At 70.0% G+C, this 25,353-nt stretch carries 16 protein-coding genes; 14 read left to right on the top strand and 2 right to left on the bottom strand.

The window, feature by feature from the left end; genetic code table 11:
• The first annotated feature begins 329 nt into the window (after positions 1–329).
• From ACTMTJ_RS17980 to ACTMTJ_RS17970, 3 genes are all read left to right on the top strand, one after another.
• Positions 330–1,304 carry a helix-turn-helix domain-containing protein gene (locus tag ACTMTJ_RS17980; protein ID WP_441217930.1) on the top strand — a complete coding sequence of 325 codons (975 nt, stop codon included), beginning with the start codon at positions 330–332 and terminating at the stop codon, positions 1,302–1,304.
• Between the two features lie 15 nt (positions 1,305–1,319).
• The gene (locus ACTMTJ_RS17975) at positions 1,320–3,800 is read left to right on the top strand and encodes a DEAD/DEAH box helicase (RefSeq protein ID WP_441217928.1); all 2,481 of its coding nucleotides are present in this window, start codon (positions 1,320–1,322) and stop codon (positions 3,798–3,800) included.
• A gap of 86 nt (positions 3,801–3,886) precedes the next feature.
• Positions 3,887–5,044 (top strand): serine hydrolase domain-containing protein, encoded by a 1,158-nt coding sequence (locus ACTMTJ_RS17970; protein WP_441217926.1) that lies wholly within the window; start codon positions 3,887–3,889, stop codon positions 5,042–5,044.
• A 56-nt stretch (positions 5,045–5,100) separates the two neighbouring features.
• On the opposite strand, the gene ACTMTJ_RS17965 is transcribed toward ACTMTJ_RS17970, so the two are convergent.
• Positions 5,101–8,196, bottom strand: a complete 3,096-nt coding sequence (locus ACTMTJ_RS17965; RefSeq protein WP_441217924.1) for a M14 family zinc carboxypeptidase — start codon at positions 8,194–8,196, stop codon at positions 5,101–5,103.
• A 177-nt stretch (positions 8,197–8,373) separates the two neighbouring features.
• On the opposite strand from ACTMTJ_RS17965, the gene ACTMTJ_RS17960 reads away from it, so the two are divergent.
• From ACTMTJ_RS17960 to ACTMTJ_RS17940, 5 genes are all read left to right on the top strand, one after another.
• Complete coding sequence (locus tag ACTMTJ_RS17960) at positions 8,374–8,712, top strand: DUF5655 domain-containing protein (RefSeq protein ID WP_441217923.1); 339 nt, start codon at positions 8,374–8,376, stop codon at positions 8,710–8,712.
• A gap of 29 nt (positions 8,713–8,741) precedes the next feature.
• Positions 8,742–10,592: a DNA helicase RecQ gene (gene recQ, locus ACTMTJ_RS17955; RefSeq protein WP_441217921.1), complete on the top strand. Its 1,851-nt coding sequence runs from the start codon at positions 8,742–8,744 to the stop codon at positions 10,590–10,592.
• 947 nt (positions 10,593–11,539) lie between these two features.
• Positions 11,540–11,959 carry a DoxX family protein gene (locus ACTMTJ_RS17950; RefSeq protein WP_441217919.1) on the top strand — a complete coding sequence of 140 codons (420 nt, stop codon included), beginning with the start codon at positions 11,540–11,542 and terminating at the stop codon, positions 11,957–11,959.
• Between the two features lie 77 nt (positions 11,960–12,036).
• Positions 12,037–15,726: an ATP-dependent RNA helicase HrpA gene (gene hrpA, locus ACTMTJ_RS17945; RefSeq protein WP_441217917.1), complete on the top strand. Its 3,690-nt coding sequence runs from the start codon at positions 12,037–12,039 to the stop codon at positions 15,724–15,726.
• A gap of 160 nt (positions 15,727–15,886) precedes the next feature.
• Positions 15,887–16,345 carry a DUF6232 family protein gene (locus ACTMTJ_RS17940; protein WP_441217916.1) on the top strand — a complete coding sequence of 153 codons (459 nt, stop codon included), beginning with the start codon at positions 15,887–15,889 and terminating at the stop codon, positions 16,343–16,345.
• 84 nt (positions 16,346–16,429) lie between these two features.
• Here ACTMTJ_RS17940 and ACTMTJ_RS17935 read toward each other — a convergent pair whose 3' ends face one another.
• Positions 16,430–18,697: a peroxidase family protein gene (locus ACTMTJ_RS17935; protein ID WP_441217914.1), complete on the bottom strand. Its 2,268-nt coding sequence runs from the start codon at positions 18,695–18,697 to the stop codon at positions 16,430–16,432.
• A gap of 208 nt (positions 18,698–18,905) precedes the next feature.
• Between ACTMTJ_RS17935 and ACTMTJ_RS17930 the strand changes: the two genes are divergently transcribed.
• The 6 genes from ACTMTJ_RS17930 to ACTMTJ_RS17905 all read left to right on the top strand — a co-directional run bounded on the left by ACTMTJ_RS17930 (position 18,906) and on the right by ACTMTJ_RS17905 (position 25,350).
• Complete coding sequence (locus ACTMTJ_RS17930) at positions 18,906–20,162, top strand: acyl-CoA dehydrogenase family protein (RefSeq protein WP_441217912.1); 1,257 nt, start codon at positions 18,906–18,908, stop codon at positions 20,160–20,162.
• A 63-nt stretch (positions 20,163–20,225) separates the two neighbouring features.
• Positions 20,226–21,224, top strand: a complete 999-nt coding sequence (locus tag ACTMTJ_RS17925) for a hypothetical protein (protein ID WP_441217909.1) — start codon at positions 20,226–20,228, stop codon at positions 21,222–21,224.
• 44 nt (positions 21,225–21,268) lie between these two features.
• Entirely contained in the window at positions 21,269–22,315 is a 1,047-nt protein-coding gene (locus ACTMTJ_RS17920) for a LacI family DNA-binding transcriptional regulator (protein WP_441217907.1), read from the top strand.
• The gene (locus tag ACTMTJ_RS17915) at positions 22,312–23,580 is read left to right on the top strand and encodes a sugar ABC transporter substrate-binding protein (RefSeq protein ID WP_441217905.1); all 1,269 of its coding nucleotides are present in this window, start codon (positions 22,312–22,314) and stop codon (positions 23,578–23,580) included. The genes ACTMTJ_RS17920 and ACTMTJ_RS17915 overlap by 4 nt, the downstream gene beginning before the upstream one ends.
• Before the next feature lie 2 nt (positions 23,581–23,582).
• Positions 23,583–24,521, top strand: coding sequence for a carbohydrate ABC transporter permease (locus ACTMTJ_RS17910; protein WP_441217903.1), 939 nt, complete (start codon positions 23,583–23,585; stop codon positions 24,519–24,521).
• A gap of 1 nt (position 24,522) precedes the next feature.
• Complete coding sequence (locus ACTMTJ_RS17905) at positions 24,523–25,350, top strand: carbohydrate ABC transporter permease (RefSeq protein WP_441217901.1); 828 nt, start codon at positions 24,523–24,525, stop codon at positions 25,348–25,350.
• The last annotated feature ends 3 nt before the right edge of the window (positions 25,351–25,353 follow it).

Here is a 25,353-nt window from a genome sequence, read left to right as displayed (position 1 = left end):
GCCCCCTGAGTAGGAGCACGAATACCATCGATGAGCACGGATTTGAAAGCAGCATAACCGCTGCGGTCGGAGCGTAGGAACCGTGCGCCGAGCGGCCCTGGAAAGGCGATGAGCGGCGGAGCCCAGACGACGAACGGCCAGTGTGGACGGTCTGCTGACTGCTTGCTCAGGCGACCGGTGGCTGGGGCCGAGGTGGCGTACGCCAGAGGGGGGCTCGACCCCGGCCGGTCCGTTCGGTGGCCGCGACCAGCCTCACACTTGTCATCCAGGCGGTAAAGGATCTACGGTCAGCGCAGCTGCGCCATGTCGCAGATGCGTCAACGAGGGATGTGATCGTGCTCCAGGCCGCCGGGCTGAGCGCAGCGGAGGAGTCCACGTATCTGTCCCTGGTGCGCCAGGGCAGCGCCCCGCTCCCCCAGCTCGCCGACCGCATCGGCCTCAGCGCCGCGGGCACCCGCCGCGCGGTCGCCGGCCTCCAGCGCAAGGGCCTGGTCCACCGCACGCCGCCACCGCAGGAGCGGGTGGTGCCGGTGCCGCCCGACCTCGCCGTGGAGCAGCTGGTGCGGCGCCGCATGGAGGAGCTGGAGCGCACCCGCGAGGCCGCGCTCCGCCTCGCCGACGAGGCCGAGCACCTGGTGGCCGACCGGAGCACCGAGGAGCTGATCGAGATCGTCTCCGGCCGGGCGGCGGTGGGGCGTGCGTTCGACCGGGTGCAGCGAACGGCGCGCAAGGAGATGCGGGTGCTCGTCGCGCCGCCGTACGCGAAGCCCACCGGGGTCAACCGCACCCAGCTCGACCGCGAGGCGGCCGGCGTCAGCTACCGCGCCGTGTACGACGCGACGGCGCTCGCCGACCCGGGCGTGGCCGCGGCCGCCGCGACCCACCTGCGGGCCGGTGAGCAGGCCCGGCTCGTCGAGGTGCTGCCGACCAAGCTGGCGATCGCCGACCGCGAGCTGGCGCTGCTCCCCCTCGCGTACGCCACCTCGGCACACGACGCGGCCCTGCTGGTACACCCCTGCGGGCTGCTGGACGCGTTGATCGCCCTGTTTGAGACCATCTGGGCGGTTGCCACACCGCTCGCACTCGGCGACGACGACGAGCCGACCGCCGACGCCGGCCTGACCGCCGCCGACCGCCAACTGCTGTCGCTGCTCGTGGCCGGGCTCACCGACGAGGCGGCCGCTGCCCGACTGGGCGTGAGCCGGCGTACGATCGTCCGCCGTGTGCAGCACCTGATGGAGCTGACCCACTCCCGTTCCCGCCTCCAGCTGGGATGGCAGGCGCGCGAGCGCGGGTGGCTCTGACACCATAGGTGGGTTATGACGCTCACCGACCTCGTCCCGCGCGACGACCCGGGCCCCGACGCGACGTTCGACGCGTTCGCCACCTGGGCCGACGACCACGGGCTCGCCCTCTACCCACACCAGGAAGAGGCGCTGATCGAGATCGTCTCGGGCGCCAACGTGATCCTCAGCACCCCGACCGGCTCGGGCAAGAGCCTGGTGGCGCTCGGCGCGCACTTCGCCGCGCTCGCCACCGGCCGCACCACCTTCTACACCGCGCCCATCAAGGCGCTCGTCTCGGAGAAGTTCTTCGCGCTCTGCGAGGCCTTCGGCGCGGACAACGTCGGCATGCTCACCGGCGACGCCAGCGTCAACGAAGACGCGCCGATCATCTGCTGCACCGCCGAGATCCTCGCCAACATCGCGCTACGCGAAGGCGACCAGGCCGACGTCGGCCTGGTCGTGATGGACGAGTTCCACTTCTACGCCGAGCCCGATCGCGGCTGGGCGTGGCAGGTGCCGCTGCTCGAGCTGCCGCAGGCGCAGTTCGTGCTGATGTCCGCGACGCTCGGCGACGTCTCCTTCTTCGAGAAGGACCTGACCCGCCGCACCGGCCGGCCCACCGCCGTCGTCCGCTCGGGCGCGCGGCCGGTCCCACTCTTCTTCTCGTACGTCACCACGCCGCTCCACGAGACGATCGAAGAGCTGCTCACCACCCACCAGGCGCCGGTGTACATCGTCCACTTCACCCAGGTGGCCGCGCTGGAGCGCGCGCAGGCGCTGATGAGCGTCAACCTCGCCACCCGCGCGGAGAAAGACGCCATCGCCGCCGCCATCGGCAGCTTCCGCTTCACCGCCGGCTTCGGCAAGACCCTGTCGCGCCTCGTGCGCCACGGCATCGGCGTGCACCACGCGGGCATGCTTCCCCGCTACCGCCGGCTGGTGGAGACGCTGGCGCAGGCTGGGCTGCTCAAGGTGATCTGCGGCACCGACACGCTCGGCGTGGGCATCAACGTTCCAATCAGGACAGTGCTCTTCACCGCGCTGAGCAAGTACGACGGCACGAAGACCCGGCTGCTCAAGGCGCGCGAGTTCCACCAGATCGCGGGCCGCGCCGGGCGGGCCGGGTTCGACACGGTGGGCAACGTCGTCGTGCAGGCGCCCGAGCACGTCATCGACAACGAGAAGGCGCTCGCCAAGGCCGGTGACGACCCGAAGAAGCGCCGCAAGGTTGTGCGCAAAAAGCCGCCGGAGGGCTCGATCGGCTGGGGCAAGCCGACCTTCGACCGGCTCGTCGAGGCCGAGCCGGAGCCGCTCACGTCGAGCTTCGCGGTCAGCCACTCGATGCTGCTCAACGTCATCGGCCGACCCGGCGACGCGTTCGCCGCGATGCGCCACCTGCTCACCGACAACCACGACGAGCCGGCCACGCGGCGCCGCCACATCCGGCGGGCCATCGCGATGTACCGCGAGCTGCTCGCCGCCGGCGTGGTGACTCGCGCGCCGATCCGCCTGGCGGTCGACCTGAAGCTCGACTTCGCACTCAACCAGCCGCTGTCACCGTTCGCGCTGGCGGCCATCGAGCTGCTCGACCGCGACGCCCCGACGTACGCCCTCGACGTGCTCTCGGTCATCGAGTCCATCTTGGACAATCCTCGGCAGGTGCTCTCCGCACAGCAGTTCAAGGCCCGCGGCGAGGCGGTTGCCGCGATGAAGGCCGACGGCATCGAGTACGAGGCGCGGCTCGAGCTGCTCGAAGACGTGACCCACCCCAAGCCGCTGGCCGACCTGCTGGAGGTGGGCTTCGAGGCGTACCGGAAGGGCCACCCCTGGGTCGCCGACCACGAGCTGTCGCCGAAGTCGGTGGCCCGCGACATGTACGAGCGGGCCATGACCTTCACCGAGTACGTGGCCTTCTACGGCCTTTCCCGCTCCGAAGGGCTCGTGCTGCGCTACCTCGCGGACGCGTACAAGGCGCTGCGCCAGACCGTCCCCGACGAGGCCAAGACCGAAGAGCTGATCGACCTCGTCGAGTGGCTCGGCGAGCTGGTCCGCCAGGTCGACTCCAGCCTCCTCGACGAGTGGGAGCGGCTGCGCGGCGGCATCGACGGCACGGCCGCCGAGGCCCCGGTCGACGAGCGCCCGCCCGCGGTCACCCGCAACACCCGCGCCTTCCGCGTCCTGGTTCGCAACGCCCTCTTCCGCCGCGTCGAGCTCGCCGCCCTCCGCCGCTGGGACGAGCTGGGCGCGCTGGATGCCGAGGCCGGTTGGGACGCCGAGGCGTGGGAGGACGCGCTGGAGCCCTACTTCGCCGAGCACACCGACATCGGCACCGGCCCCGACGCCCGCGGCCCCGCGCTGCTGATGATCGACCAAGGCCGCGACCGCTGGACGGTGCGCCAGATCCTCGACGACCCGGCCGGGCACCACGACTGGGCCATCACCGCCGAGGTCGACCTGGCCGAGTCCGACGAGCTTGGCGCCGCCGCCGTCCGGGTGCTCACCGTCTCCGCCTGATCTACGGCAGAGCCTGTTACCTGGGCGTTTCGGTCCGCGATGACGCCGGCGTAACAGGGGCTCGGGTTGTATCCGGAGCCATGGCTATGAATGAGAGCATCGGGCGGCGCGCGTTTCTCACCGCGGCTGGCGCCGCGGCGGGCGTCGCGGCCGGCGGAGCGGTGCTGGTTGGTGCGGATCGGGCCGCGGCCGGCGCGCCCGTGATTCCCACCGAGCTGCGCCCCGGCGGCGCGTTCGACCAGTACGTACGAGGGCTGACCGCCGAAGACGCGTTTTCCGGGAGCGTCGCGCTGGTACACCAGGGCCGTACGGTGCTGGAGCGGGGATACGGGATGGCGGACCGGGCGCGCTCCGTCCCCAACCGGCCCGGCACGATCTTCTCGCTCGCCTCGGTGACCAAGTTCCTCACCAGCGTGGCGATCGCCCAGCTCGTCCAGCGGGGAAAGCTCGCGTACACGGACACGGTGGGCAAGCATCTCGACGGCTTCCGGGACGACGTGGCCGGCACCGTCACGGTCCACCACCTGCTGACGCACACGTCGGGGCTGGGCGACTACCTCCAGATCGAGGGCTTCTGGGACGAGCTGCCGGCGTGGGACACCGTCGAGAAGGCGTGGCAGGGCACGCTGCGGTATGCCCGCCGGGACACGCTCGCCTTCGCGCCGGGGGCGGGCCAGCGATACAGCAACACCGGCTTCGTCACGCTGGGCGCGGTCGTCGCGGCGGCATCGGGGCGGTCGTACTACGACCAAGTACGCGAGGGCATCCTTCGGGTCTCGGGCACCACCGGCTCCGACTTCTACACCACGCCTCGGTGGCGGACCGATCCCCGCTTCGCCCACCCGTACCTGCGGGACGGCAGCGACCAGATCGAGCGGCACGGCTTCGTCGGCAGTCCGGCGGGCGGTTCGTTCGCCACGGCCGGCGACATGGCCCGGATCGTGGCGGCGCTGCTGGGCGGCAGGCTGCTCGACCGCGTCCACGCCGACCTGTCCACCAGCCCCAAGCTGCCGTTGCCGCCCATGCCCGGCGGCGGTGACGGGCGTATGGGCTTCAGCAACTACCTCACGGTCGGCTCGCTCGTGAACGGCCGATGGGTGCTCGGGCACTCCGGCGGCGCACCCGGCGTCTCCACCAACTTCAGCTGGTATCCCGACGCCGGCTGGACGGTCGTCGTGCTCAGCAACCTCGACGGCGCCGCCAACCAGGTGGCCGCGGAGGCGCGGAGCCTGATCCTGGCCTGAAGCGGCGAAGGGCCCGTGCCGCACGTGCGGCACGGGCCCTCGCATCCACTGTGGAGCTACAGCAGGTGGTCGAGCGACCGCTTCACCAGGTCGTCACGGACGGCCGGTGCGAGGCCCTCCAAGCCGAATCCCGTGTAGACGGTGTCGGGAGTGACGACGATGCCGCCCTCGTCGAACGCCGTCTGGGTGCGGCTCCAGTCGTTGCCGTTGGGGTCGGAGCCCGGCGCGGGGCCGGCCACCGTCCAACCGCCGAGGTCCGCCTCGAACGAGGTCTCCGCGACCGGTGCGCCGTCGGCGAGGACGCGCGCGTCGTCGATGAACACGCCCAAGCCCTGGGTGGACCAGTCGGAGACGTACGAGATGGAGATCTCGACCTGCTTGCCCGCGTACGCGGTGAGGTCGACCGACCACTCGACCCAGCCGCCGGACGGGCCGCTGGCCGCGTTCCACACGCCGGTCGTGCCGGTCGGGGAGCAGTCCGCGCCCTGGTAGTGGGCGAGGAACGGGTGCAGCTGCGGCACCCAGCCCGAGTTGCAGCTCTCGCCGGTCTCGGTGCCCGTGTGGCCGTTGCGGTCCGGCAGAGTCGTCCAGTCGTCCGCCCCGACGGTGTGCGCCTCGACGAGGAGGAAGTCCCACTCCGCCTCGGTGTCGTACGAGGCGCCGAACCGCAGCTCGCCGCTCGTCGCGCCGGTCAGGTCGACCGTGCGCGTCAGCCGCTTGTACGACTGGTCGGACTGGCCACTGTAGACGTACCAGGCGCCGGTCAGCGGGTCGAACGGTGCCGCGCCCGGCCGATCCCAGTCACCCGCGATCTCGCTGCGGAACTGCGGGAACTCCGCGGGCGGCAGGAAGCTGGACGTCGGCAGGAACGAGGCGGTGTGCGCCTGGTTTTCCGCCGAGCCCGGGGCGTTGAGCGTGCCGGTCCAGCCGGCGAGCGGCCCGCGGCCGTTGATCGGGTACGTCGAGCCGTCCGGTGACGTGCCGCCGTCGCTGACGTACGTGTGCGCGCCCAGCCAGTACTGCGGGAAGTCGTTGACCAGCGGCAGGCAGGCCAGGTCGTCCGGGTCGGTGCACTCGGGCGGCGCGGCCGGGTTGTAGAAGTACGCACCGTTGGCTCCCTGGGCGAACAGCGCGTTCTGCCCGCCGACGAGCGCCTTGCCACCCTCGTTGAGGTAGTCGCGCACGGCGAGTTCGGTGTCGAGCGCGGCCTTGGTGGTCGTGCCCGGCACCTGACCCTGCGACCGCTGGATCACGTCGTCGCCGGTCTCCCAGACCACCGCCTTGTAGTGCGAGAGCACGCCGAGGTGGTGGGGTGCCTTGCGGCCCTGGGTGTCGAAGTCGTAGACGTCGGTCGTGTAGCCCGCCTTGTTGATCGCGGCGACGTGTTCGTCCGCGTACTTGGCGGAGGTGAAGCCGGCCTGCACCGGGCTGAGGCCCGTCACGTCCTCTTCGGCGAGCACGAGGACCTGGCCGCCGATGTCGCTGTTGACCGTGTACGTGAAGTGGTCGCTGGCGACGACACCCTTCTTGGCCTTGCGGCCGGTGAACCACACCTCGACCCGGTCACCCGGCTTGGCGCCGGTCACCTTGCCGCGCAGTTCGGCGTAGTAGTCGTCGTGGGTGCCGCCGTACTTCTCGCCGCCCTTCCACTCCCGGACGTCGACCGTCTTGGGGCGGCCGCCGTTGATGGTGTAGTGCATGTGGACGTCCTTGAGCGCCCGGCGGGCGATCGTGGCGACCGGCTGGTTCCGCCCGTACGACACGTCGAACGGGTCGATCACGAAGTCGGGGGTGGTGCGGCCGACGACCGAGACCGGGTCGTCCGGGTCGAGCGCGGACTTGCCGACCGCCAGCGCGAACGGGATGTTCTTCGCGACCTCGGTGGCGATCAGCTCCTCGTCGTCCGGGAAGATGAACGTGCTGACGCAGTCTTCCGGCTCCCACTCGTCATCCGGCACCGACGCGGAGACGGTCTCGCAGGTCGACATCTCGGGCGTGAAGCCGAGCGTGCCGTAGTTGATCGTCATGTGCGTGTCGGTGTCGCCGTTGGTGATGTAGAGCTCGGCCGAGATGTCGGGGTCGTAGCCGGGCACCGCCGGGTTGGCGTCGTCGCCGGCCATCGCCTTGTAGATCTCGTCGTCGGGGGTCGGGGTGGCCTGCTGCCAACCCAGGCCGTAGAGCAGCAGCTCGGCGGCGGAGTGGTAGTTGATGAAGAACTCGAAGCCGACCCGGCGGAAGAACCTGTCGAGCGCCTGCGTCTCCGGCTCCGAGTTGGGCCCGGTGCCACGGAACGTGTCGCTCGCGAAGTCGGTCGAGGAGCCCTCGTTGTCGTAGCCCCACTTGTACGCGAAGTTGCGGTTGGGGTCGACGCCGTCGAGTGTGGTGATCTTGCCATCACCATCGTTGTCGCGCATGTTCTTGCGCCACAGCCGGTTGTCCTCGGTGAACGTGTAGTCGTACCCGTCCGGGTTGGCCACCGGCAGGAACCACAGCTCGGTCTTGTCGACGAGCGCGGTGATCTCGGCGTCCTTGCCGTACGAGTCGAGCACGTGGTGCATCAGCCGGCGGACCATCTCGGGCGTGATCCACTCGCGAGCGTGCTGCGCGCCGAGGTACAGCGTCGAGGGCCGCTGGCCGTCGCGGAGGTTGCGGGCGCCCTTGGTGACCTTGACGGCGAGGATCGGCTGGCCGTTGAGCGACTTGCCGATCGTCACGAGCTTGGCGATCTTGGGGAAGCGGGCCGCCGTGGCCGTGACCTCGTCACGGATGCCACCCGGCTCGCTGTATGAGCGGAAGGCGTCCCAGCCCTGCGCGGCCTGCGCGCGCAGTGCCTGCGAGGCCGTCTTGCCCTCCACCTTCTTCGGCGAAAGCTTCACGCCCTTGGTCGCGAGCTTTGCCGCCTGGTATCCACTCAGCACCACTTCTACGGCGGAGTTGCCGGACTTGTCCGTCGCGACCGCCGCCTCCTCGAGGTCCACACCGGCGGACCGCGTGGTCTCGAGCTGCTGAGGCGTGAGCGTGCCGACGTACACCTCCAGCTTGTCCACTCCGCCGCCGGGTTTCGACGGCGCCTGAGCTCCTGCCGGTATGGCGGGTGTCAAAGCACCCACCAGAGTGAGCACGCAGGCTGTCGCCAATCGTGCTGTCCTCATTGCGCCTCCTCTATGTTGAGGGTCGTCCACGCGTGAGCCTGCTGTTACGCGCGGTAGGTGTCAATCAACCCTTCGGCCCTGCCGCGATTTAGAATCAGGCGAATGAGCCGATGGGTCTGCCCCCGATGTGACCGCGAGTTCGGCCGGACCCATCAGTCGCATGTGTGCATTCCGGGTATGACGGTTGACGAGTGCTTCGCACCCTGGCCACCGGCATATCGCGAAATCTACGACGTGCTGGTCGATTTTCTGTCCACTTTGGGCGATGTACACGCCGACGCCGTCACGGTCGGCGTTTTCCTGAAGCGCGGGCGCACTCTCGCCGAGGTCCGTCCCAAAGCACGCTGTCTCTCGCTCGAGTTGGCACTCCACCGTCGCATCGACCATCCGCGGATCGCCCGCACGATCCGGGTCAACGCCGATCGCACCATCAACGTCGTCAAGCTCACCCGTCCGGAGGAGGTAGACGACGATATCCGCGCATGGCTCGCGGAAGCCTACGACGCGGCGGCCTGAACGGGCCGCGCCACCCGTAGAATCGGCGGGTGGCTCCCGCTGTAGATCTTGAAACCGAGGCGCTCCGCGTCCTCCGGCGGATCTTCGGATACGACTCGTTCCGCGGCGACCAGCACGAGATCATCGAGCACGTGAGCGGGGGCGGCGACGCGCTCGTGCTCATGCCCACCGGTGGGGGCAAGTCGCTGTGCTACCAGATCCCGGCCCTGGTCCGCCGGGGCACAGCCGTGGTGATCTCGCCGCTCATCGCGCTCATGCAGGACCAGGTCGACGCGCTGCGCGCGCTCGGCGTGCGGGCCGACTTCCTCAACTCGACGCTCGACTTCGACACCCGCCGCGCGGTCGAGGCGACGTTCCTCGCCGGCGACCTCGACCTGATCTATCTGGCGCCGGAGGCGCTCGGCACACCCGGCGTGCAGCGGCTGCTCGACCGGGGCGACATCGCGCTCTTCGCCATCGACGAGGCGCACTGCGTGTCGCAGTGGGGCCACGACTTCCGCCCCGACTACCTCGCACTGTCGATGCTGCACGAGCGGTGGCCGGACGTGCCGCGCATAGCGCTCACCGCCACCGCCACCACCGCCACCCACGCCGAGATCGCCAAGCGCCTCCAGCTCGAGGGCGCCCGCCACTTCGTGGCCAGCTTCGACCGGCCCAACATCCAATACCGGATCGTCCCCAAAAACGAGCCCCGCAAGCAGCTGCTCCACCTGCTGCGCACCGAGCACGCGGGCGACGCCGGCATCGTCTACTGCCTCTCCCGCGCCTCCGTGGAGAAGATCGCCGAGTTCCTCGTCGACAACGGCATCACCGCGCTGCCCTACCACGCCGGCCTCGACGCGCGCACCCGCGCGGCCAACCAGTCCCGCTTCCTGCGCGAAGACGGGGTGGTCATGGTCGCCACGATCGCGTTCGGCATGGGCATCGACAAGCCCGACGTGCGCTTCGTCGCCCACCTCGACCTGCCCAAGTCGGTCGAGGGGTACTACCAGGAGACCGGCCGCGCCGGCCGGGACGGCCTCCCGTCGACCGCCTGGCTGGCGTACGGGCTGCAAGACGTCGTGCAGCAGCGCAAGATGATCGACGGCTCGGAGGGCGACCTGGCCCACCGGCGAAACCTTGCCGCACACCTCGACGCGATGCTGGCCCTCTGCGAAACGGTGGAGTGCCGGCGGATGCAGCTCCTGGCGTACTTCGGGCAGCAGAGCGGCCCCTGTGGCAACTGCGACACATGCCTCGCGCCGCCGGAGTCGTGGGATGGCACGATCGCCGCGCAAAAGCTGCTTTCCACGGTGCTTCGGCTGCACCGCGAGCGGGGGCAGCGCTTCGGCGCCACCCAGTCGATCGACATCCTGTTGGGCAAAAAGACCGACAAGGTCACGCAGTGGCGGCACGACCAGCTCAGCGTCTTCGGCATCGGCACCGAGCTGAGCGAGAGCGAGTGGCGGGCGGTGGTGCGCCAGCTCCTGGCCCAGGGCCTGCTCACGGTCGAAGGCGAGTACGGCACGCTCGCGCTCACCGAGGCAAGCAAGGCCGTGCTCAGCAAGCAGCGCGAGGTCAAGCTCCGCCGCGAGCCCGAGAAGGTCGCCACCGCCAAGGCCGCCAGGGCCGCGAAGTCGAAGAGCAAGGCCGCGGCCGTCGCCGAGCTGACGCCCGAGACCAAGCCGATCTTCGACCGGCTCCGCGGCTGGCGTGCCGTCACCGCCCAGCAGCTCGGCGTCCCGGCCTACGTCGTCTTCCACGACGCGACGCTCCGCCAGATCGCCGTCGAGTCGCCCCGCACGCTCGACGCGCTCAGTACGGTCAGCGGCGTCGGCGAGGCAAAGCTGGCCAAGTTCGGCCTGGAGATCCTCGAGACGCTGGCCGCCGGCCAGGACTAGAGACATTTCGGTGTCGGGTTTGCTTCGGCCTACATGGCGTCGGCCCGCGTGGCCTGGTGAAGATCAAACCTAGATACCAGATGCGAGCTACCGCGACGCCCGTCGTGGTCCCGACCGTTGCTCCCGCAGCCTCACCCCACGCCGTTGGTCACGCTCCACCCACAAAAAGCAAGACCGAGGCGCGCAAGCAAATCGTGGTACACGACTGCACCCCTGGGTACAGCTCACGACCACGATCCGCCCGAACCCGCCGATCCGAGCCACACCGGGATCTACACCTTGTCCCGGGTGTGCGCGCCTGCGCATTTGCTCTGCTTCCCTCGAGGAAGCGCCCGAGCCCGGCGAATAGCTGAGACTGTGCCGCTTCCTATACGGAAGCAGAGCAAACGCACCCGCGACACACCACCGACCAGCGGTCGGACGATCCGGTCGCCGCTACCACCGCGCCTGGGGTGACCGGCAGGCCGAGGTGGTCAAGCAGCTGCCCAAGCTCGGCGCGCGGTTTCGGGCTTGGACCGCGGAGCCGGCAGCGGGGGTCGGGGATCTCGGCGAGCCCTGGCGAGCCGCCGACCTCCGCGGTCTCCGGCGGGAGCGGCGGTCCGCAACTGACGCCGACCCGGGCAAAATGTCCTCAAGGGCGCGTCAGCCCGAAAAGGGCGACGGCGGTCGGACTAGGGGATCCCCGCGGCGGTAACCGCGAGGACCACCCGCCTTGCCTTCGGCACAGGGCCGCTGCTCCTTTGTGGGGGCGCCATGCGGAAGTCTGCAACCACGTCCCTGCCCAGGTCACTAGCCCGCGCGCTTCGCAAACGCGACATGTCTCTAAGAGGCCACCGGGCCTGATCACCCATTCCAGCGATGGTCATCGCTTGATCCGGGTACTTGACGGGCGGATACTTGAGCCGTCAAGAGATTGGTCACAGTCGTCTCCGTTAGTGGAGGTAGGCATGGACATACTCGTACTTATCGGGCGCATTCTCTTCTCGGCGCTCTTCCTCGGTTCGGCGGTGGGGCACCTGACCCAGACGAAGGCCATGGCCGGCTACGCGTCCAGCAAGGGCGTGCCGCAGGCATTCGCCGCCACGCTCGTCAGCGGCGTGGTCATCGCGGCCGGCGGGCTGATGGTGCTGCTCGGGATCTGGGCGGACCTCGGCGCGCTGCTGCTGGCGATCTTCCTGGTGCCGACGGCGATACTCATGCACGCGTTCTGGAAGGAGACCGACGCGCAGGCGCGGCAGGGCGAGATGGTGCAGTTCCAGAAGGACATCGCGCTGGCCGGCGCCGCGATCATGCTGTTCGCGCTGATCTCGTTCGCCGGTGACGAGCTCGGCCTGACCATCACCGGCCCCCTCTTCGACATCAGCTGATCCCCCTCCCCAGCCCGCCTGGCCAGCGCCCCGTCGGCGAAAAATCCGCTGGCCAGGCGGGATAAACTTGTCGGGACATGGATCGGGACACGCGGCTTGCCGCTCGCCGCGAGAGCAGGGCGAGCGTGCCGGAGATCAGCTACCCCGAGGCGCTCCCGGTCAGCCAGAAGAAAGACGAGATCCTCGCGACCATCCGCGACCACCAGGTCGTGATCGTGGCCGGCGAGACCGGCTCGGGCAAGACCACCCAGCTGCCCAAGATCTGTCTTGAGCTGGGGCGGGGCGTCGAGGGGGCGATCGGTCACACCCAGCCGCGGCGGATCGCGGCCCGCACGGTCGCCGACCGGATCGCGGAGGAGCTGGGCACACCGCTCGGCACGGCCGTCGGATACAAGGTGCGCTTCTCCGACCGGGTCAGCGACGGCACGCTGGTCAAGCTGATGACCGACGGCATCCTGCTCGCCGAGATCCAGCACGACCGGATGCTGCGGCAGTACGACACGCTGATCATCGACGAGGCGCACGAGCGCAGCCTCAACATCGACTTCATTCTCGGGTACCTGAAGCGGCTGCTACCCCGCCGGCCCGATCTCAAGGTGATCATCACGTCGGCCACGATCGATCCGGAGCGCTTCTCGAAGCACTTCGGAAACGCGCCCATCGTCGAGGTGTCCGGCCGCACCTACCCGGTCGAGGTCCGCTACCGCCCGCAGGAGGACGAGCAGGACCCGATCCAGGCGATCCTCGACGCGGTCGACGAGCTGTCCGCCGAGGGGCCGGGCGACATCCTCGTCTTCCTCTCCGGCGAGCGGGAGATCCGCGACACCGCCGACGCGCTGCGCAAGCACGACCTTCGCCATACGGAGATCCTGCCGCTCTACGCGCGACTGTCCACCGCGGAGCAGCACCGCGTGTTCCAGCCGCATACCGGGCGCCGCGTCGTGCTCGCCACCAACGTCGCGGAGACCTCACTCACCGTGCCCGGCATCAAGTACGTAGTCGACCCGGGCACCGCGCGCATCTCGCGGTACAGCCACCGGCTCAAGGTGCAGCGGCTGCCGATCGAGCCGGTCTCGCAGGCCTCGGCCAACCAGCGCAAGGGCCGCTCCGGCCGCACCTCCGACGGCATCTGCGTACGGCTCTACTCCGAAGACGACTTCCTGTCCCGCCCCGAGTTCACCGACCCGGAGATCCTGCGCACCAACCTCGCCTCGGTCATCCTCCAGATGCGCGCGCTCGGGCTGGGCGACATGGCCGAGTTTCCCTTCGTGGAGCCGCCGGACCGCCGCAACATCAAGGACGGCGTCGACCTGCTGCACGAGCTCGGCGCGCTCGACGGCGACCGGCTCACCAAGCTCGGCCGCCGGCTCGCCCAGCTGCCGGTCGACCCACGCCTGGGACGCATGGTGCTGGAGGCCGAGCGCAACGGCTGCGTACACGAGGTGCTCGTCATCGCCGCGGCACTGTCCATCCAGGACCCACGTGAACGACCGACCGACCACCAGCAGGCGGCCGACGAAAAGCACGCCCGGTTCGTCGACAAGGAGTCCGACTTCCTCGCCTACCTCAACCTGTGGAAGTACGTCGAGGAGCAGCAGAAGGCACTGTCGTCGAGCCAGTTCCGCCGGATGTGCCGCAACGAGTTCCTCAACTACCTCCGGGTGCGCGAGTGGCAGGACCTGTACGGCCAGCTGCGCCAGGCGGTCAAGCCACCCAAGGCGCCGCCCGCCGACGGCCAGCGGATCCACCTGTCGCTCCTCAGTGGACTGCTGTCCCACGTCGGGCTGAAGAACGTACAGAAGCACGAGTACCTGGGCGCGCGCGGCGCCAAGTTCGGCATCTTCCCGGGCTCGGCGCTCTTCAAGAAGCAACCCCAGTGGGTGATGGCCGCCGAGCTGGTGGAGACGTCGCGGCTGTGGGCCCGCATCGTGGCCAAGGTGGAGCCGGAGTGGGTGGAGCGGCTCGCCGGCCACCTCGTCAAGCGCAGCTACAGCGAGCCGCACTGGGAGAAGAAACAGGGCGCGGTCATGGCGATCGAGCGGGTCACGCTCTACGGCGTACCGCTGGTCACCGGCCGCAAGGTGAACTTCGGGCGGATCGACCCGCCGCTGTCCCGTGAGCTGTTCATCCGGCATGCGCTCGTGGAGGGCGACTGGGAGACCCATCACGCGTTCTTCCGCGAAAACCGCGACCTGCTCGCCGAGGTGGAAGAGCTTGAGCACCGCGCCCGCCGCCGCGACATCCTGGTCGACGACGAGACGCTCTTCGCCTTCTACGACCAGCGGCTCCCCGCCGACGTGGTGTCCGCCCGACACTTCGACAGCTGGTGGAAGAAGGCCCGCCAGAGCCAGCCCGACCTGCTCACGTTCGAAAAGGCCATGCTCGTCAACGAGCGGGCCGGCGCCGTCGATGCCGCCGACTACCCGGACGAGTGGCGCCAGGGTCAGCTGGCGCTGAAGCTGACCTACCAGTTCGAGCCGGGCACCGGCGCCGACGGCGTCACCGTCCACATTCCACTCCCGCTCCTTTCCCGGGTACGCCCGGAAGGCTTCGACCGGCAGGTTCCGGGCTTGCGCGAAGACCTTGTGGTGGCGCTGATCCGGTCGCTGCCCAAGCCGGTGCGGCGCAACTTCGTGCCGGTGCCCGACTACGCGCGGGCCGCGCTCGACCGGATGGCGCCGGACGGGCCGCTGCTCGACGCGCTGGAGCGGGAGCTGCGGCGGATGACCGGCTCACCGGTGCCGCGCGACGCCTGGGACGTGTCGAAGGTGCCGGACCACCTGCGGATGACGTTCCGGGTCGAAGACGAGAGCGGCGCCACCCTCGCCGAGGGCAAAGACCTCGGCGCGCTCCAGGCCCAGCTCCGGGCCACCGTCCGCGAGACGGTCACCGCGGCGGCGCCCGGGATCACGAGGCACGGCCTGCGCGCGTGGGGAGACCTCGGCGCGCTGCCCCGCACGGTCCAGCAGGAGCGTGCCGGGTACGCGGTCACCGCGTACCCGGCGCTGGTCGACGAGGGTGACGCGGTCGGCGTCGGCGTCGGCGTCTTCGAGACGGAGGCCGAGCAGCGCTACGCGATGTGGTCGGGCACCCGCCGGCTGCTGCTCCTCGGCCTGGCCTCGCCCGCGAAGGTGATGCAGGGCCGGCTGTCCAACGAGGACAAGCTGGCGCTCAGCCGCAACCCGCACAAGAGCGTGGCCGACCTGCTCGAAGACGCCGCGGGCGCGGTCGTCGACCAGCTGATGGCGGAGGCGGGCGGCCCGGCGTGGGACGAGGACGGCTTCGCGAAGCTGCGTGACGCGGTGCGGGCCGGCTACGTCGACGGGCTCATCGCCGTGATCGGCCAGGTACGGCGGGTGCTCGCCGCCGCCTACCAGGTGGAACAGCGCCTGAAGGCGACCACGCGCCTCGACCTCATGCCTTCGCTCACGGACGCCCGCGCCCAGCTCTCCGCGCTCGTCTACCGCGGCTTCGTGACCGCGACCGGCCAGCGGCGACTACCGGACCTGATCCGCTATCTCACCGCGATCGAGCGCCGGCTCGACCGGCTGCCACAAAACCCGCAGCGCGACCTCCAGCAGACCCGGGCGATCGAGGAGATCCAGCGGGAGTACGCGCAGCTGCGCCAGGAGGTGCCGCCGAGCGACGCGCTCCACGAGATCCGCTGGATGATCGAGGAGCTGCGGATCAACCTGTTCGCGCAGGCCCTGGGCACGGCGTACCCGATCTCCGAACAGCGCATATATCGCGCAATGGACAGCCTCTAGTCCGTCGCGGTCCAGACCGCCGCTCCCGCCCGGCACACCACGACGGCTTCACCATGAACCCGGAAGGCACTAGCCATTTCGCTATCTGCCACCTGGCAGATTGCACTATTGCCTTCCGACCCCTGGCATCGGATAGTGAGGTGTAGCGAAGGAGGCCGCGATGAGCATCGACCACCTCAGCCGTCCGGGCCGGTCGCCCGGATTCCCCACCCTCTTCTACAACCAGTTCGGCGTCGCCGTGACCGACCAGTGGCTGGTCATCGGCGGCCAGCGGTTCCTGATCGACGAGCTGCACGACCTGACACGCGCCCGCGGGCCGGTCACGTCTCCCACGCGCACCGCCATCGCCGCCGGCTGTGCCACGCTCGCCATCTCGGCGGTGGTGCCGTTCGTCTTCAGCGCGCCGGCGGCCTGGGCCATCGCCGCGCTCACCGCGGCGGCCGCCTTAGGCGTCATGGTCTGGAGCTGCCGGCGCTGGCCGGCGACCTTCCAGATGTGGGCCGACTACCGCAGTCGGCCCACATTGCTTTTCGAGACATGTGACGAGCAGCGGTTCGGCCAGGTCAGACGGGCCCTGATCCGCGCGCTCGAGCACCGCCGCCGCGGCTACCTCGCCTGAGCACGTGCCCGGGGGGCCTGCCACTCCCCGGACGCGCGGCGCCGGCCGGGGCGGCGGTCGCCCCGGCCGGCAGCCATCCCACGGTTATCCGACAGCGCAGGCCGTGGTGTTCACGGAGAACCCCGTCGGTCGGTTGTTGACCCCGCTCCAGGTGGCGTTGAAACCCACTCCGCCGAGGGTCTGTCCGGCATTCAGGGTGCCGTTCCAGGTGGCGTTCGTGACGGGTACCCGGGCCCCGTCCTGAGCGACGACTCCGTTCCAGAGCTGGGTGATCTGCTGCCCGTTGGGGAAGACGAAGCGCAGCGTCCAGCCGTCCGGGATCGGCGTGGAGCCGGTGTTCGTGATGGACATCGTCACCTGGAACCCGGTGCTCCACTGGCTCTCCACCCGGTACGTGACCCGGCAGCTCGCCGGTGGCACGTCACCCTCGGCGAAGAACACGTTGCGCGGCAGCTCGGCGCGGGGTACGTCGCTGTTGAGCGCGATGAGGTCGCCGAGGTTGCGCCGGAAGTCGATGCCGTACGTGTTCTGGATGTACGACAGCGCCGGGTCGTTGGCGTAGAAGAACCGGTCGCCGTCGCGCAGCCGCTGGAACTCGCGGGTCCAGATGGCCCGCTGTAGCTCTCCGAACTCGGTGCCCGGCACGTGCGGCTCGGCGAGCGCGCCGGTAAACGCGTCGACGTTGTTCACGTTGCCGTAGACGCCCTGAAGCCGGGCGGCGAGCGGGCTGGCCCGGTTGAACCGGGTCGGCGTGCCCTCCACCGCGTCCTCGTCGGCTTGGTCGACCTCGGCGTCGAAGACGTCGAAGAGCCGCGGGAAGTTCAGGCTCGCCGGGTTGTCGAGGCCGGTGCCGGGCGGGAACGCGGCGCTGGACTCGCCGGTGATCTGGGCGAACGACGTCCGGGCCGGCAGCCCGTACGCCTGGCGCATCTGGTTGTACGTCGGCATGCCGTGGTCGCGACCCCGCTCGACGTCGATCGCGCCGAGGTCGAGGACCGCGTCGAAGCACTCCGGCAGCCCTTCGCCGTCCAGGCACTCCGGGTTGCCGGAGACCGGGATCTGGAAGAGCACGCTGCGCAGCTGGTTGTCGATCATTTCCTCGTTGTTGTACTGCGGCTCGCCGCCGATCGCGTGCAGCAGCGGCCCGAGCCCGATCGACGGGACCAGGTTGGGGTTGAAGAACCCGCGGTTGAGCGGGATAACCAGCTCGACCTCGCCGTCCTCCTGGACGATCTCGATGCCCTGCGCCTCGAACGCGGCCAGCTGGGCGGGCGTGTACCGGTCCGCGTCCGCGGCCACCTCCATCTCACCGTGGATCTGGCTGTGCACCCGGTACCCCACGGTCGCGAACTCGTTGCTCAGCGCGGTGTTGATGCCCGGGTTGTAGCCGCCGTACGCGGGCAGCCTGATGCCCATCGCCGGCAGCCACTCGGTGTAGGTGATGTACTGCTGCTCGGCCATGACCACGCGCCGGGCGATCTGGAACTTGTCCTCTTCGGACAGTGACGCCGGCAGCAGGCCGACGATCCGGTTGTGCTCCCGCGCCATGAGGGTGTGCGTCGCGGTGAGGAAGAGGTTTTCGTTGGCCCGCACGTCACCGGCGACCATCGCGTTGGCCGGGTTGGCGCGCAGGATGCCGTCGATCTCCATCGGCGGCGCGGTCGACGCGTTGCCCCGCGCGTTGGCCCGCGGCAGGTAGTCGCTCTGGAGCAGCAGGCGGGCGTTGTTGTTGGCCGGGTTTCCGTCGGTCGAGCCTTCCCGGAGCCAGTCCAGGCGGGTGTTGGTGCCGCCGTAGACCGGGAAGCCGTTGATGTACGACGGGTTCGTGTTCACCTGCTGGCGCGGGTTGGTCACGCCGGTACCGGGAGCCGGATCGGAGCGCGCGAACGGAATGAACCCGAGTGTGTTCTCGAACTCCTCCATCGGGTCATCGGCATTGAAGGGAATGTTCGCGGTCTCGCCGGCCGGATCACCCGGTGCTCGACCCAACCGGAGCCCAAACGTGTGGTCGAGGAACTGACCCCAGGTCCACCCCCACGCCGTTACCTGGCGCTCGGAAAAGATGTTCTGGGCCACGTCGTTGAATATCCGATTGCTGATGTAACGGGAGTTGGGACCGCTCACGGGCTGGCTCCGCCCGTCGGCGTAGCGGGCGGCGGCGACCCGGGAGTAGGGCTGGTTCGCCTGGCCCCAGGCGGGGTTGGCCGCGTTGTTTCCGGTGCCGTCCAGGCTTTGCACCGCGAACGGAACAGCCAATGTGGACACATCAGCGGCGGCGAACGAGGTCGCGGACGAGCCCGCGACGGTGGCGAGGACGACGAGCCCGACGAGAATGTGCTTTCTTTTCCGCATCGTTCCTCCCGAGCAAGTGGTTGGATAAACAAGGGCGCGCGATTTGGCGCCCCGCATGAAACCGCTCGCCTGGTTCGGAAGAGTGATCCCCTTCAATTTCGAAGTCAATAGCTTCAAATAAACGCGAAACCCTTGGGGGTGCTGGTTGTCGAAAATGATTCGACAGGCCGGAAACGGAGACGGGTGGGCGGCGGTAGGGTTGACCGGCGTGACTGCCACGACGCCCCGCGCCCTGCTCGGCGCGGCGATCCCCGCACCGTCGGCCGCCCGCTTCCGCCCCGACGAGCTGGCCGCACTGGCCGCTCTGGACGACCTGCTCGACCACGACATCGCGCCCGCGGCGGCGGAGGCCGATGCCGCCGGCCGCTACCCGACCGCCTCGGTCGCGGCGCTCAAGCGCAGCGGCATCCTCCAGAGTGGACTCCCGGCGGAGTGGGGCGGGCTCGGCGCCTCCCACCGGGTGTCGCTGGAGGCGCAGGTGCGCATCGCGGCCGCCGACTCGTCCGTCGCACAGATATTCAAGGTGCACGACGAGCTGACCCGGGAGATCTTCGTGTATTGCCCAGACGAGCTGCGTCCCCTTCTCTCGGCCCGGATCCTGGACGGGGCGATCCTCGGGCTGGCCGTCGCCGAGCGCGGCCGCAAGGTGGACGACCCGTGGCGTACGGTCGCGACGCCGCACCCCGATGGCGGGTTCACCGTGGACGGCGAAAAGATCTACACCACCGGTGCGGCCGAGGCCGACCTGATCGCCGTGTGGGCGTTCAATCCGGCGGCCGAGGGGGCGGCGGACAACTTCCTCCTCGGTCTCCAGCTCAACCTCGTGCCCCGCGACGCCGAGGGGGTCACGGTCCACCGCGACTGGGACATGCTCGGCCAGCGCGCCACCGACTCGGGCACGGTGACGTTTCGGCAGGTGCGCACCGACCCGGCGCTGCGGGCGAGCGTGCCCGGCCGCGCCCCGCTGCCGCAAAACTCGCTGCGCTACCAGGCCGGCTTCGCGGCGGTACTCGTCGGGATCGGGATCGGCGCGCTGAGTGCGGCGGCGCCGTTCGTGTCGTCGCGGGCGCGGCCGTGGCCGTCTGCCGGCGTCGACAGCGCGGCCGACGACCCGGTCGTGAAGCGGCTGGCCGGCGAGCTCGCGTCCGGCCTCGCGGCGGCGTACGCGCTGACGATGCAGACCGGCGACCTGCTGGACGCGTTCGAGCGGGGCCTGCTGAGCCGCACCGAGCTGGCGGTGCCGATCTTCGCCGCGAAGTCGGCGGCCACCAAGGCCGCGCTGGCGGCGACGACGGACGTGTTCGCCCTGATGGGGGCCAGTGCCACCCGCACCGGCACCGGGTTCGACAGGTACTGGCGGGACGCCCGGACCCTGGCCCTGCACGACCCGGTCGACTGGAAGCACATCGAGGTGGGCGCAAACGTTTTGTCCGGCTGGGATCCCCCTCCCGGGATCTATACCTGACGAGGATTGATCCGATATTGTCCTCGCCGCGTATTGGACCTGTGGGGGACCAGACGAGGTGCGATGACTGCGGATCGCGAACGTGAGGGTATCGACCGGCTGCGGGTCGGTGGGTGGTTGTCGCCTGCCCGTAGCCGGTTCGAGCGTGGGGACGCGCCGGACGGGCCGGCGCACGCCGCGCCGGACGACGACGAGCCGGACCGGCAGGGACCGGAGTGGCGGCAACTGCCCGCGGCGTACGAGGCGCCGCCGGTCGACTTCGACGCGCCGGTGTCAGCGGTGCCGCACCGCCGGGCCGCACCGGAGCGGAGCCGCACCTTCGACGCCCGCCCCGGCGTGGCACAGAGCGTCGGGCGGTACGTCTACCAGGGCCGACGCCACCTCAGCGAGATGATGGCGAACACTCCGCGCCGGCAGCGGGCCCGGTTCGCGCTGGCCGGCGTCGCGCTCGTCGTGGTGGCGATCGCGGCGGTGGCGATGCTCTCCCCGGACCGCGGCACGGGCCCGGGCCCGGGGCTCGCCCTGCCCACCGGCCCGCCGCAGCTCCCGCCACCTAGCGCCGACCAGGGCATCGGCTCGGCCAGCCCGGAGCCGCCGTCGCCCAGCCCGTCGCGTACCACCCCGCCGTCCAAGTCACCGCCCGCGCGGCCGCCGTCCTCCCGGCCCGGGCCGCTGACCATCTCGTACGAGGCGGAGGGCGCGACACTCGTCGGGGGCGCCCAGGTGGCCCCGCTCTCCGACGCCTCCGGCGGCCGGATCGTGCACAACATCGGCAGTGCGCCGGGCCGGCAGGGCGGGCTGGTCTCGTTCACCGACGTGGTCGTGCCGACGACGAACCGGTACGCGCTGACGGTCGACTACGTGACGGCCGAGGAGCGCACCGCGGTCCTGATCATCAACGGTGACACGAGCCTGCGGCTGAGGTTTCCGTCCAGCGGGGGCTGGGAGAAGGTCGCCTCGCGGACCTTCACGATCCAGCTGGTCGGCGGCCGCAACAACCTGACCTTCGGCAACCCCGACGGCTGGGCGCCGAGGATGGACCGGATAAGCCTGCTCGGCTGAGGTTTAGCAGTGGTACCACCCGGGTATAGACTGCCATCGTGGCGATGAAAGCGCTTTCAAAGCGGCGCACTGGAGTCACCATTTACGAGGTCGCGCGGAGGGCCGGTGTGTCCATCGCGACCGTTTCGCGCACTATGCGCGACCCCGATCTCGTCACGCCCGAGACCCGGGCGCGGGTGCTCGCCGCCGTCGACGAGCTCGGTTTCACGCCGAGCCGGCTGGGGCGTTCGCTGGCCGAGGGCCAGCACGCCGCCAACGGCATCGTGTTCCCCGATCTCATCGGGCCGTACTACGCCGAGGTGGTCCTCGGCTACGAGGAGGTCGCCGCCGACCTGGGCCGCAGCGTGCTGATCCTGGCCACGCACGGCCGGCGCGACGCGGCGGCGCAGGTGCTGGAGCTCGCCAACCGGGTCGACGGCATGGTCGTCATGGGCCGCACCGTCGGCGACGACATCGTGGAGCGGATCGCCGCGAGCGGGCCGCCACTCGTGCTGGTCGCCCGCGACCCCGTCTCCACAGTGGACACCATTCGCACCGACAACGAGCGCAGCGCGCGCGAGTTGGCCGAGCACCTGCTGGCGCACGGCCACCGGCGGTTCGCCTTCGTCGGCGACCCGGACGACTCCCCCGACGTCGCCGGGCGCTACGCGGGCTTCGCCGCCGGGCTGCGCGCCGCGGGCATACCCGTGCCGGCCCCGGTGCGCTGCTCCTTCGACATCGAGGCCGGCCGGGCGGCGGCAGAGGCCCTGCTGCGGCGGCGCACCCGGCCCCAGGCGGTGGTGTGCGCCAACGACGAGGTGGCCCTCGGCGTGCACACGGCGGCGACCGACGCCGGCCTCTCCGTGCCGGACGACCTCGCGGTCACCGGCTGGGACGACGTGATGGCGGCCCGGTTCGCCGGGCTGACCACCGTCCGCCAACCGATGCGGGAGCTGGGCGCCACCGCGGCGCACTGGCTGCACGACCGCATCACCGAACGAAGCTCCGACCGGTCGCGCCAGCGGGTCGCGCGGCGCAGCCAGGTCCTTCCCACGCAGCTCACGGTCCGGCGCAGCTGCGGCACCCACCACCCCCGGGAGGTAATTAGATGAGAACGCACAGGCGGTTGGGCACCGCCGCGGTGCTCGTCGCGGCCCTGGCGCTCGGCGCCTGCGGCCGCGACTCCGGCGGCGGTGACGACGCCGCGCAGCCGGTCGCCGAGGGCAAGGCCAGCGGCGACATCACGGTGTGGGCGATGGGGACCGAGGGTGAAAAGCTCGGCGCGTTCGCCCAGGAGTTCATGGCGGAAAACCCGGACGCGAAGGTCAACGTGACCGCCGTGCCGTGGGACGCCGCGCACCAGAAGATCGCGAGCGCGATCGCCGGCAAGCAGACACCGGACGTGTCGATGCTGGGCACGACGTGGATGGGCGAGTTCGCCAAGACCGGCGCGCTCGACCCGACGCCGGACGGCAGCGTCGAGAAGGGCGCGTTCTTCCCCGGCGCCTGGGACACCACCGTCGTCGACGGCACCTCGTACGGCGTTCCGTGGTACGTCGAGACCCGGCTCATCTACTACCGCAAGGACCTGGCCGCGAAGGCGGGCGTCGGCGCGCCGACGACCTGGGACGAGCTGAAGTCCTTCGCCATCGCCATGCGCGACAAGGGCGGCGCCAAGTGGGGCATGAACCTCCAGCCCGGCGGCACCGGCAGCTGGCAGAGCCTCATGCCGTTCGCCTGGTCCAACGGCGCCAACCTCGCGGACGGCGGCACGTTCACTCTGGACAGTCCACAGATGACCGAGGCGCTGGCGTACTACCAGTCCTTCTTCACGGAGAAGCTGTCACCGCCGACCGATCTGTCGCTCCAGGGCGCGCTGGAGCAGAACTTCATCAACGGCACGTTGGCCGCGTTCATCTCCGGGCCGTGGCACGTCGGCCTGCTGACCGAGCAGGGCGGTGCCGGTTTCAAGGACAAGTTCGCGGTGGCGCAGATGCCGCGCAAGCAGTCCGCCACGTCGTTCGTCGGCGGCAGCAACCTCGCCGTCTTCAAGGACGCCAAGAACCGCGACGGCGCCTGGAAGTTCGTGCAGTGGCTGAGCCGGCCCGAGGTGCAGATCAAGTGGTACAAGGCGGTCGCCGACCTGCCGGCCGTGCAGGGCGCGTGGAGCGACCAGAGCCTCTCCGGCGACCCGTTCCTGTCCACGTTCGGCGAGCAGCTCAAGGACGCCAAGTCGCCGCCGGCGATTCCCACCTGGGAGCAGGTGGCCGCGGTGATCGACGGCGAGGTGGAGAAGGTGGCCAAGTCCGGTGAGGACCCGGCCGCGGCCGCGAAGGCGATGCAACAGCGCGCCAGCGGCATCGGGACCGGGACCTGACAATGGCCACCGTCACGGCCACGCCACCGGCCGAGGCGACCGCCTCGGCCGGTGACCGCCGGCCCTACCGGATCCGCCAAGGTCTGGCCGGTTGGATTTTCGCCACCCCGTTCACGGTCCTCTTCCTGCTCTTCATGGCGGTGCCGGTGCTGGCGTCGCTGGTGATGAGCGTGACCGACCTGCGCTCGACCGACCTGCGGACCCCGTTGGCGGTGGAGTTCGTCGGGTTGGACAACTACACCCGGCTGCTCGAAGACGCGCAGTTTCGCCGGGCCGCCCTCAACACCGCCGTCTTCGTGGTCATCGGTGTGCCGCTGACCATGGCGGTCGGGCTAGCCGCGGCGAGCGCGCTCAACTCCGGCCTGGTCAAGTTCCGCACGCTCTTCCGGGTCGGCTTCTACCTGCCCGTCGTGACAAGCATCGTGGCGCTCGCCGTGGTGTGGCGCTTTCTGCTCGACCCGGAGGCCGGGCTCGTCAACAACGCGCTGCGCCTGGTCGGCGTCGAAGGGCCCAACTGGTTGGGCGACTCGCAGCTCGCCCTGCCGTCGATCATCGCGATGGCGGTCTGGCGCAACTTCGGCTTCCTGATGGTGATTTTCCTGGCCGGGCTCCAGGCGATCCCGGCCGAGCTCTACGAGTCGTCCAAGCTGGACGGTGCCGGGCGGTGGGCCCAGTTTCGGCACATCACGGTGCCGCTGCTGCGCCCCACGCTCCTCTTCGGCGGCGTGGTCACCAGCGTCGGATACCTCCAGCTCTTCGAGGAGCCGCTGGTGATGACCCGGGGCGGCCCGCTCGACTCGACGCTGTCCGTCTCGTACCACATCTACAACCAGTTCGGCTTCGGCAACTACGGATACGCGGCGGCGGTCAGCTACGTGCTCTTCGCCGCGATCGTCGGCCTGTCGATTTTGCAGTTCCGCCTCCTCGGATCGAGGGACTGAGATGCGCCGCCGGGATCTCGTCGCGCGCGCCGTGCTGTACACCATCCTCGGCGCCGGTCTGCTGGTGGTCGTCGGCCCGTTTCTGTGGGCCGCGCTGTCGTCGCTCAAGCCGGAGGCGGAGATCCGCCGCATCCCGGGCACGTGGTGGCCGCAGACGATCACGCTCGACAACTACGACGAGCTGCTGTCCAGGTTGGACTTTCCGCAGGCGTTCGCCAACTCGGCGATCGTCGCGGTGCTCACCACCGTGGGCAACCTCGTCTTCTGCTCGCTGCTCGGATACGCGCTCGCCAAGCTGCGCTTTCCGGGCCGGCGGGCGCTCTTCCTCGTCGTGCTCGGCACGCTGATGGTGCCGAGCATGGTGACGTTCGTGCCGCAGTTCGTGATGGTCAGCAACCTCGGGCTGGTCAACTCGTACGGCGGCCTGATCCTACCGTTTCTCGCCACGCCGTTCGGCGTCTTCCTGATGCGGCAGTACCTGCTGTCGATCCCGGACGAGCTGATCGAGGCGGCCAGAGTGGACGGTGCCGGCGAGCTGCGCATCTTCGCGCGGATCGTGCTGCCGCTGTGTGGCCCGGCGCTCGCCACGCTCACCATCCTCACGTTTCTCGCCTCGTGGAACAACTTTCTGTGGCCGCTCGTGGTGGCCACCACCGAGGACAAGTACACGCTGCCCGTCGCGCTCGCGCTCTACAGCGTGGGCCAGAACCGCATCGACTTCGGTCTCGTGCTCGCCGGTGCGGTCGCCGTCCTGTTGCCCGTGGTCATCGTGTTCGTCCTGCTCCAGCGGCATTTCCTGCGGGGCATCGCGACGACCGGACTCAAGTGAGGG

It is taken from the genome of Phytohabitans sp. LJ34 (assembly GCF_052068095.1).
In the GTDB taxonomy this organism is placed as follows: Bacteria; Actinomycetota; Actinomycetes; order Mycobacteriales; family Micromonosporaceae; genus Phytohabitans.
Note: the sequence above shows the minus strand (reverse complement) of the source record. Positions and strands in the feature narration are given on the sequence as shown.

What these genes read in the sequence shown, in the direction of transcription:
- ACTMTJ_RS17975 (WP_441217928.1), top strand. Translation starts at nt 1,320, where the DNA reads ATGACGCTCACCGACCTCGTCCCGCGCGACGACCCGGGCCCCGACGCG.
- ACTMTJ_RS17970 (WP_441217926.1), top strand. Translation starts at nt 3,887, where the DNA reads ATGAATGAGAGCATCGGGCGGCGCGCGTTTCTCACCGCGGCTGGCGCC.
- ACTMTJ_RS17965 (WP_441217924.1), bottom strand. Translation starts at nt 8,196, where the DNA reads ATGAGGACAGCACGATTGGCGACAGCCTGCGTGCTCACTCTGGTGGGT.
- ACTMTJ_RS17960 (WP_441217923.1), top strand. Translation starts at nt 8,374, where the DNA reads ATGACGGTTGACGAGTGCTTCGCACCCTGGCCACCGGCATATCGCGAA.
- ACTMTJ_RS17950 (WP_441217919.1), top strand. Translation starts at nt 11,540, where the DNA reads ATGGACATACTCGTACTTATCGGGCGCATTCTCTTCTCGGCGCTCTTC.
- hrpA (WP_441217917.1), top strand. Translation starts at nt 12,037, where the DNA reads ATGGATCGGGACACGCGGCTTGCCGCTCGCCGCGAGAGCAGGGCGAGC.
- ACTMTJ_RS17940 (WP_441217916.1), top strand. Translation starts at nt 15,887, where the DNA reads ATGAGCATCGACCACCTCAGCCGTCCGGGCCGGTCGCCCGGATTCCCC.
- ACTMTJ_RS17935 (WP_441217914.1), bottom strand. Translation starts at nt 18,697, where the DNA reads ATGCGGAAAAGAAAGCACATTCTCGTCGGGCTCGTCGTCCTCGCCACC.
- ACTMTJ_RS17925 (WP_441217909.1), top strand. Translation starts at nt 20,226, where the DNA reads ATGACTGCGGATCGCGAACGTGAGGGTATCGACCGGCTGCGGGTCGGT.
- ACTMTJ_RS17920 (WP_441217907.1), top strand. Translation starts at nt 21,269, where the DNA reads ATGAAAGCGCTTTCAAAGCGGCGCACTGGAGTCACCATTTACGAGGTC.
- ACTMTJ_RS17915 (WP_441217905.1), top strand. Translation starts at nt 22,312, where the DNA reads ATGAGAACGCACAGGCGGTTGGGCACCGCCGCGGTGCTCGTCGCGGCC.
- ACTMTJ_RS17910 (WP_441217903.1), top strand. Translation starts at nt 23,583, where the DNA reads ATGGCCACCGTCACGGCCACGCCACCGGCCGAGGCGACCGCCTCGGCC.
- ACTMTJ_RS17905 (WP_441217901.1), top strand. Translation starts at nt 24,523, where the DNA reads ATGCGCCGCCGGGATCTCGTCGCGCGCGCCGTGCTGTACACCATCCTC.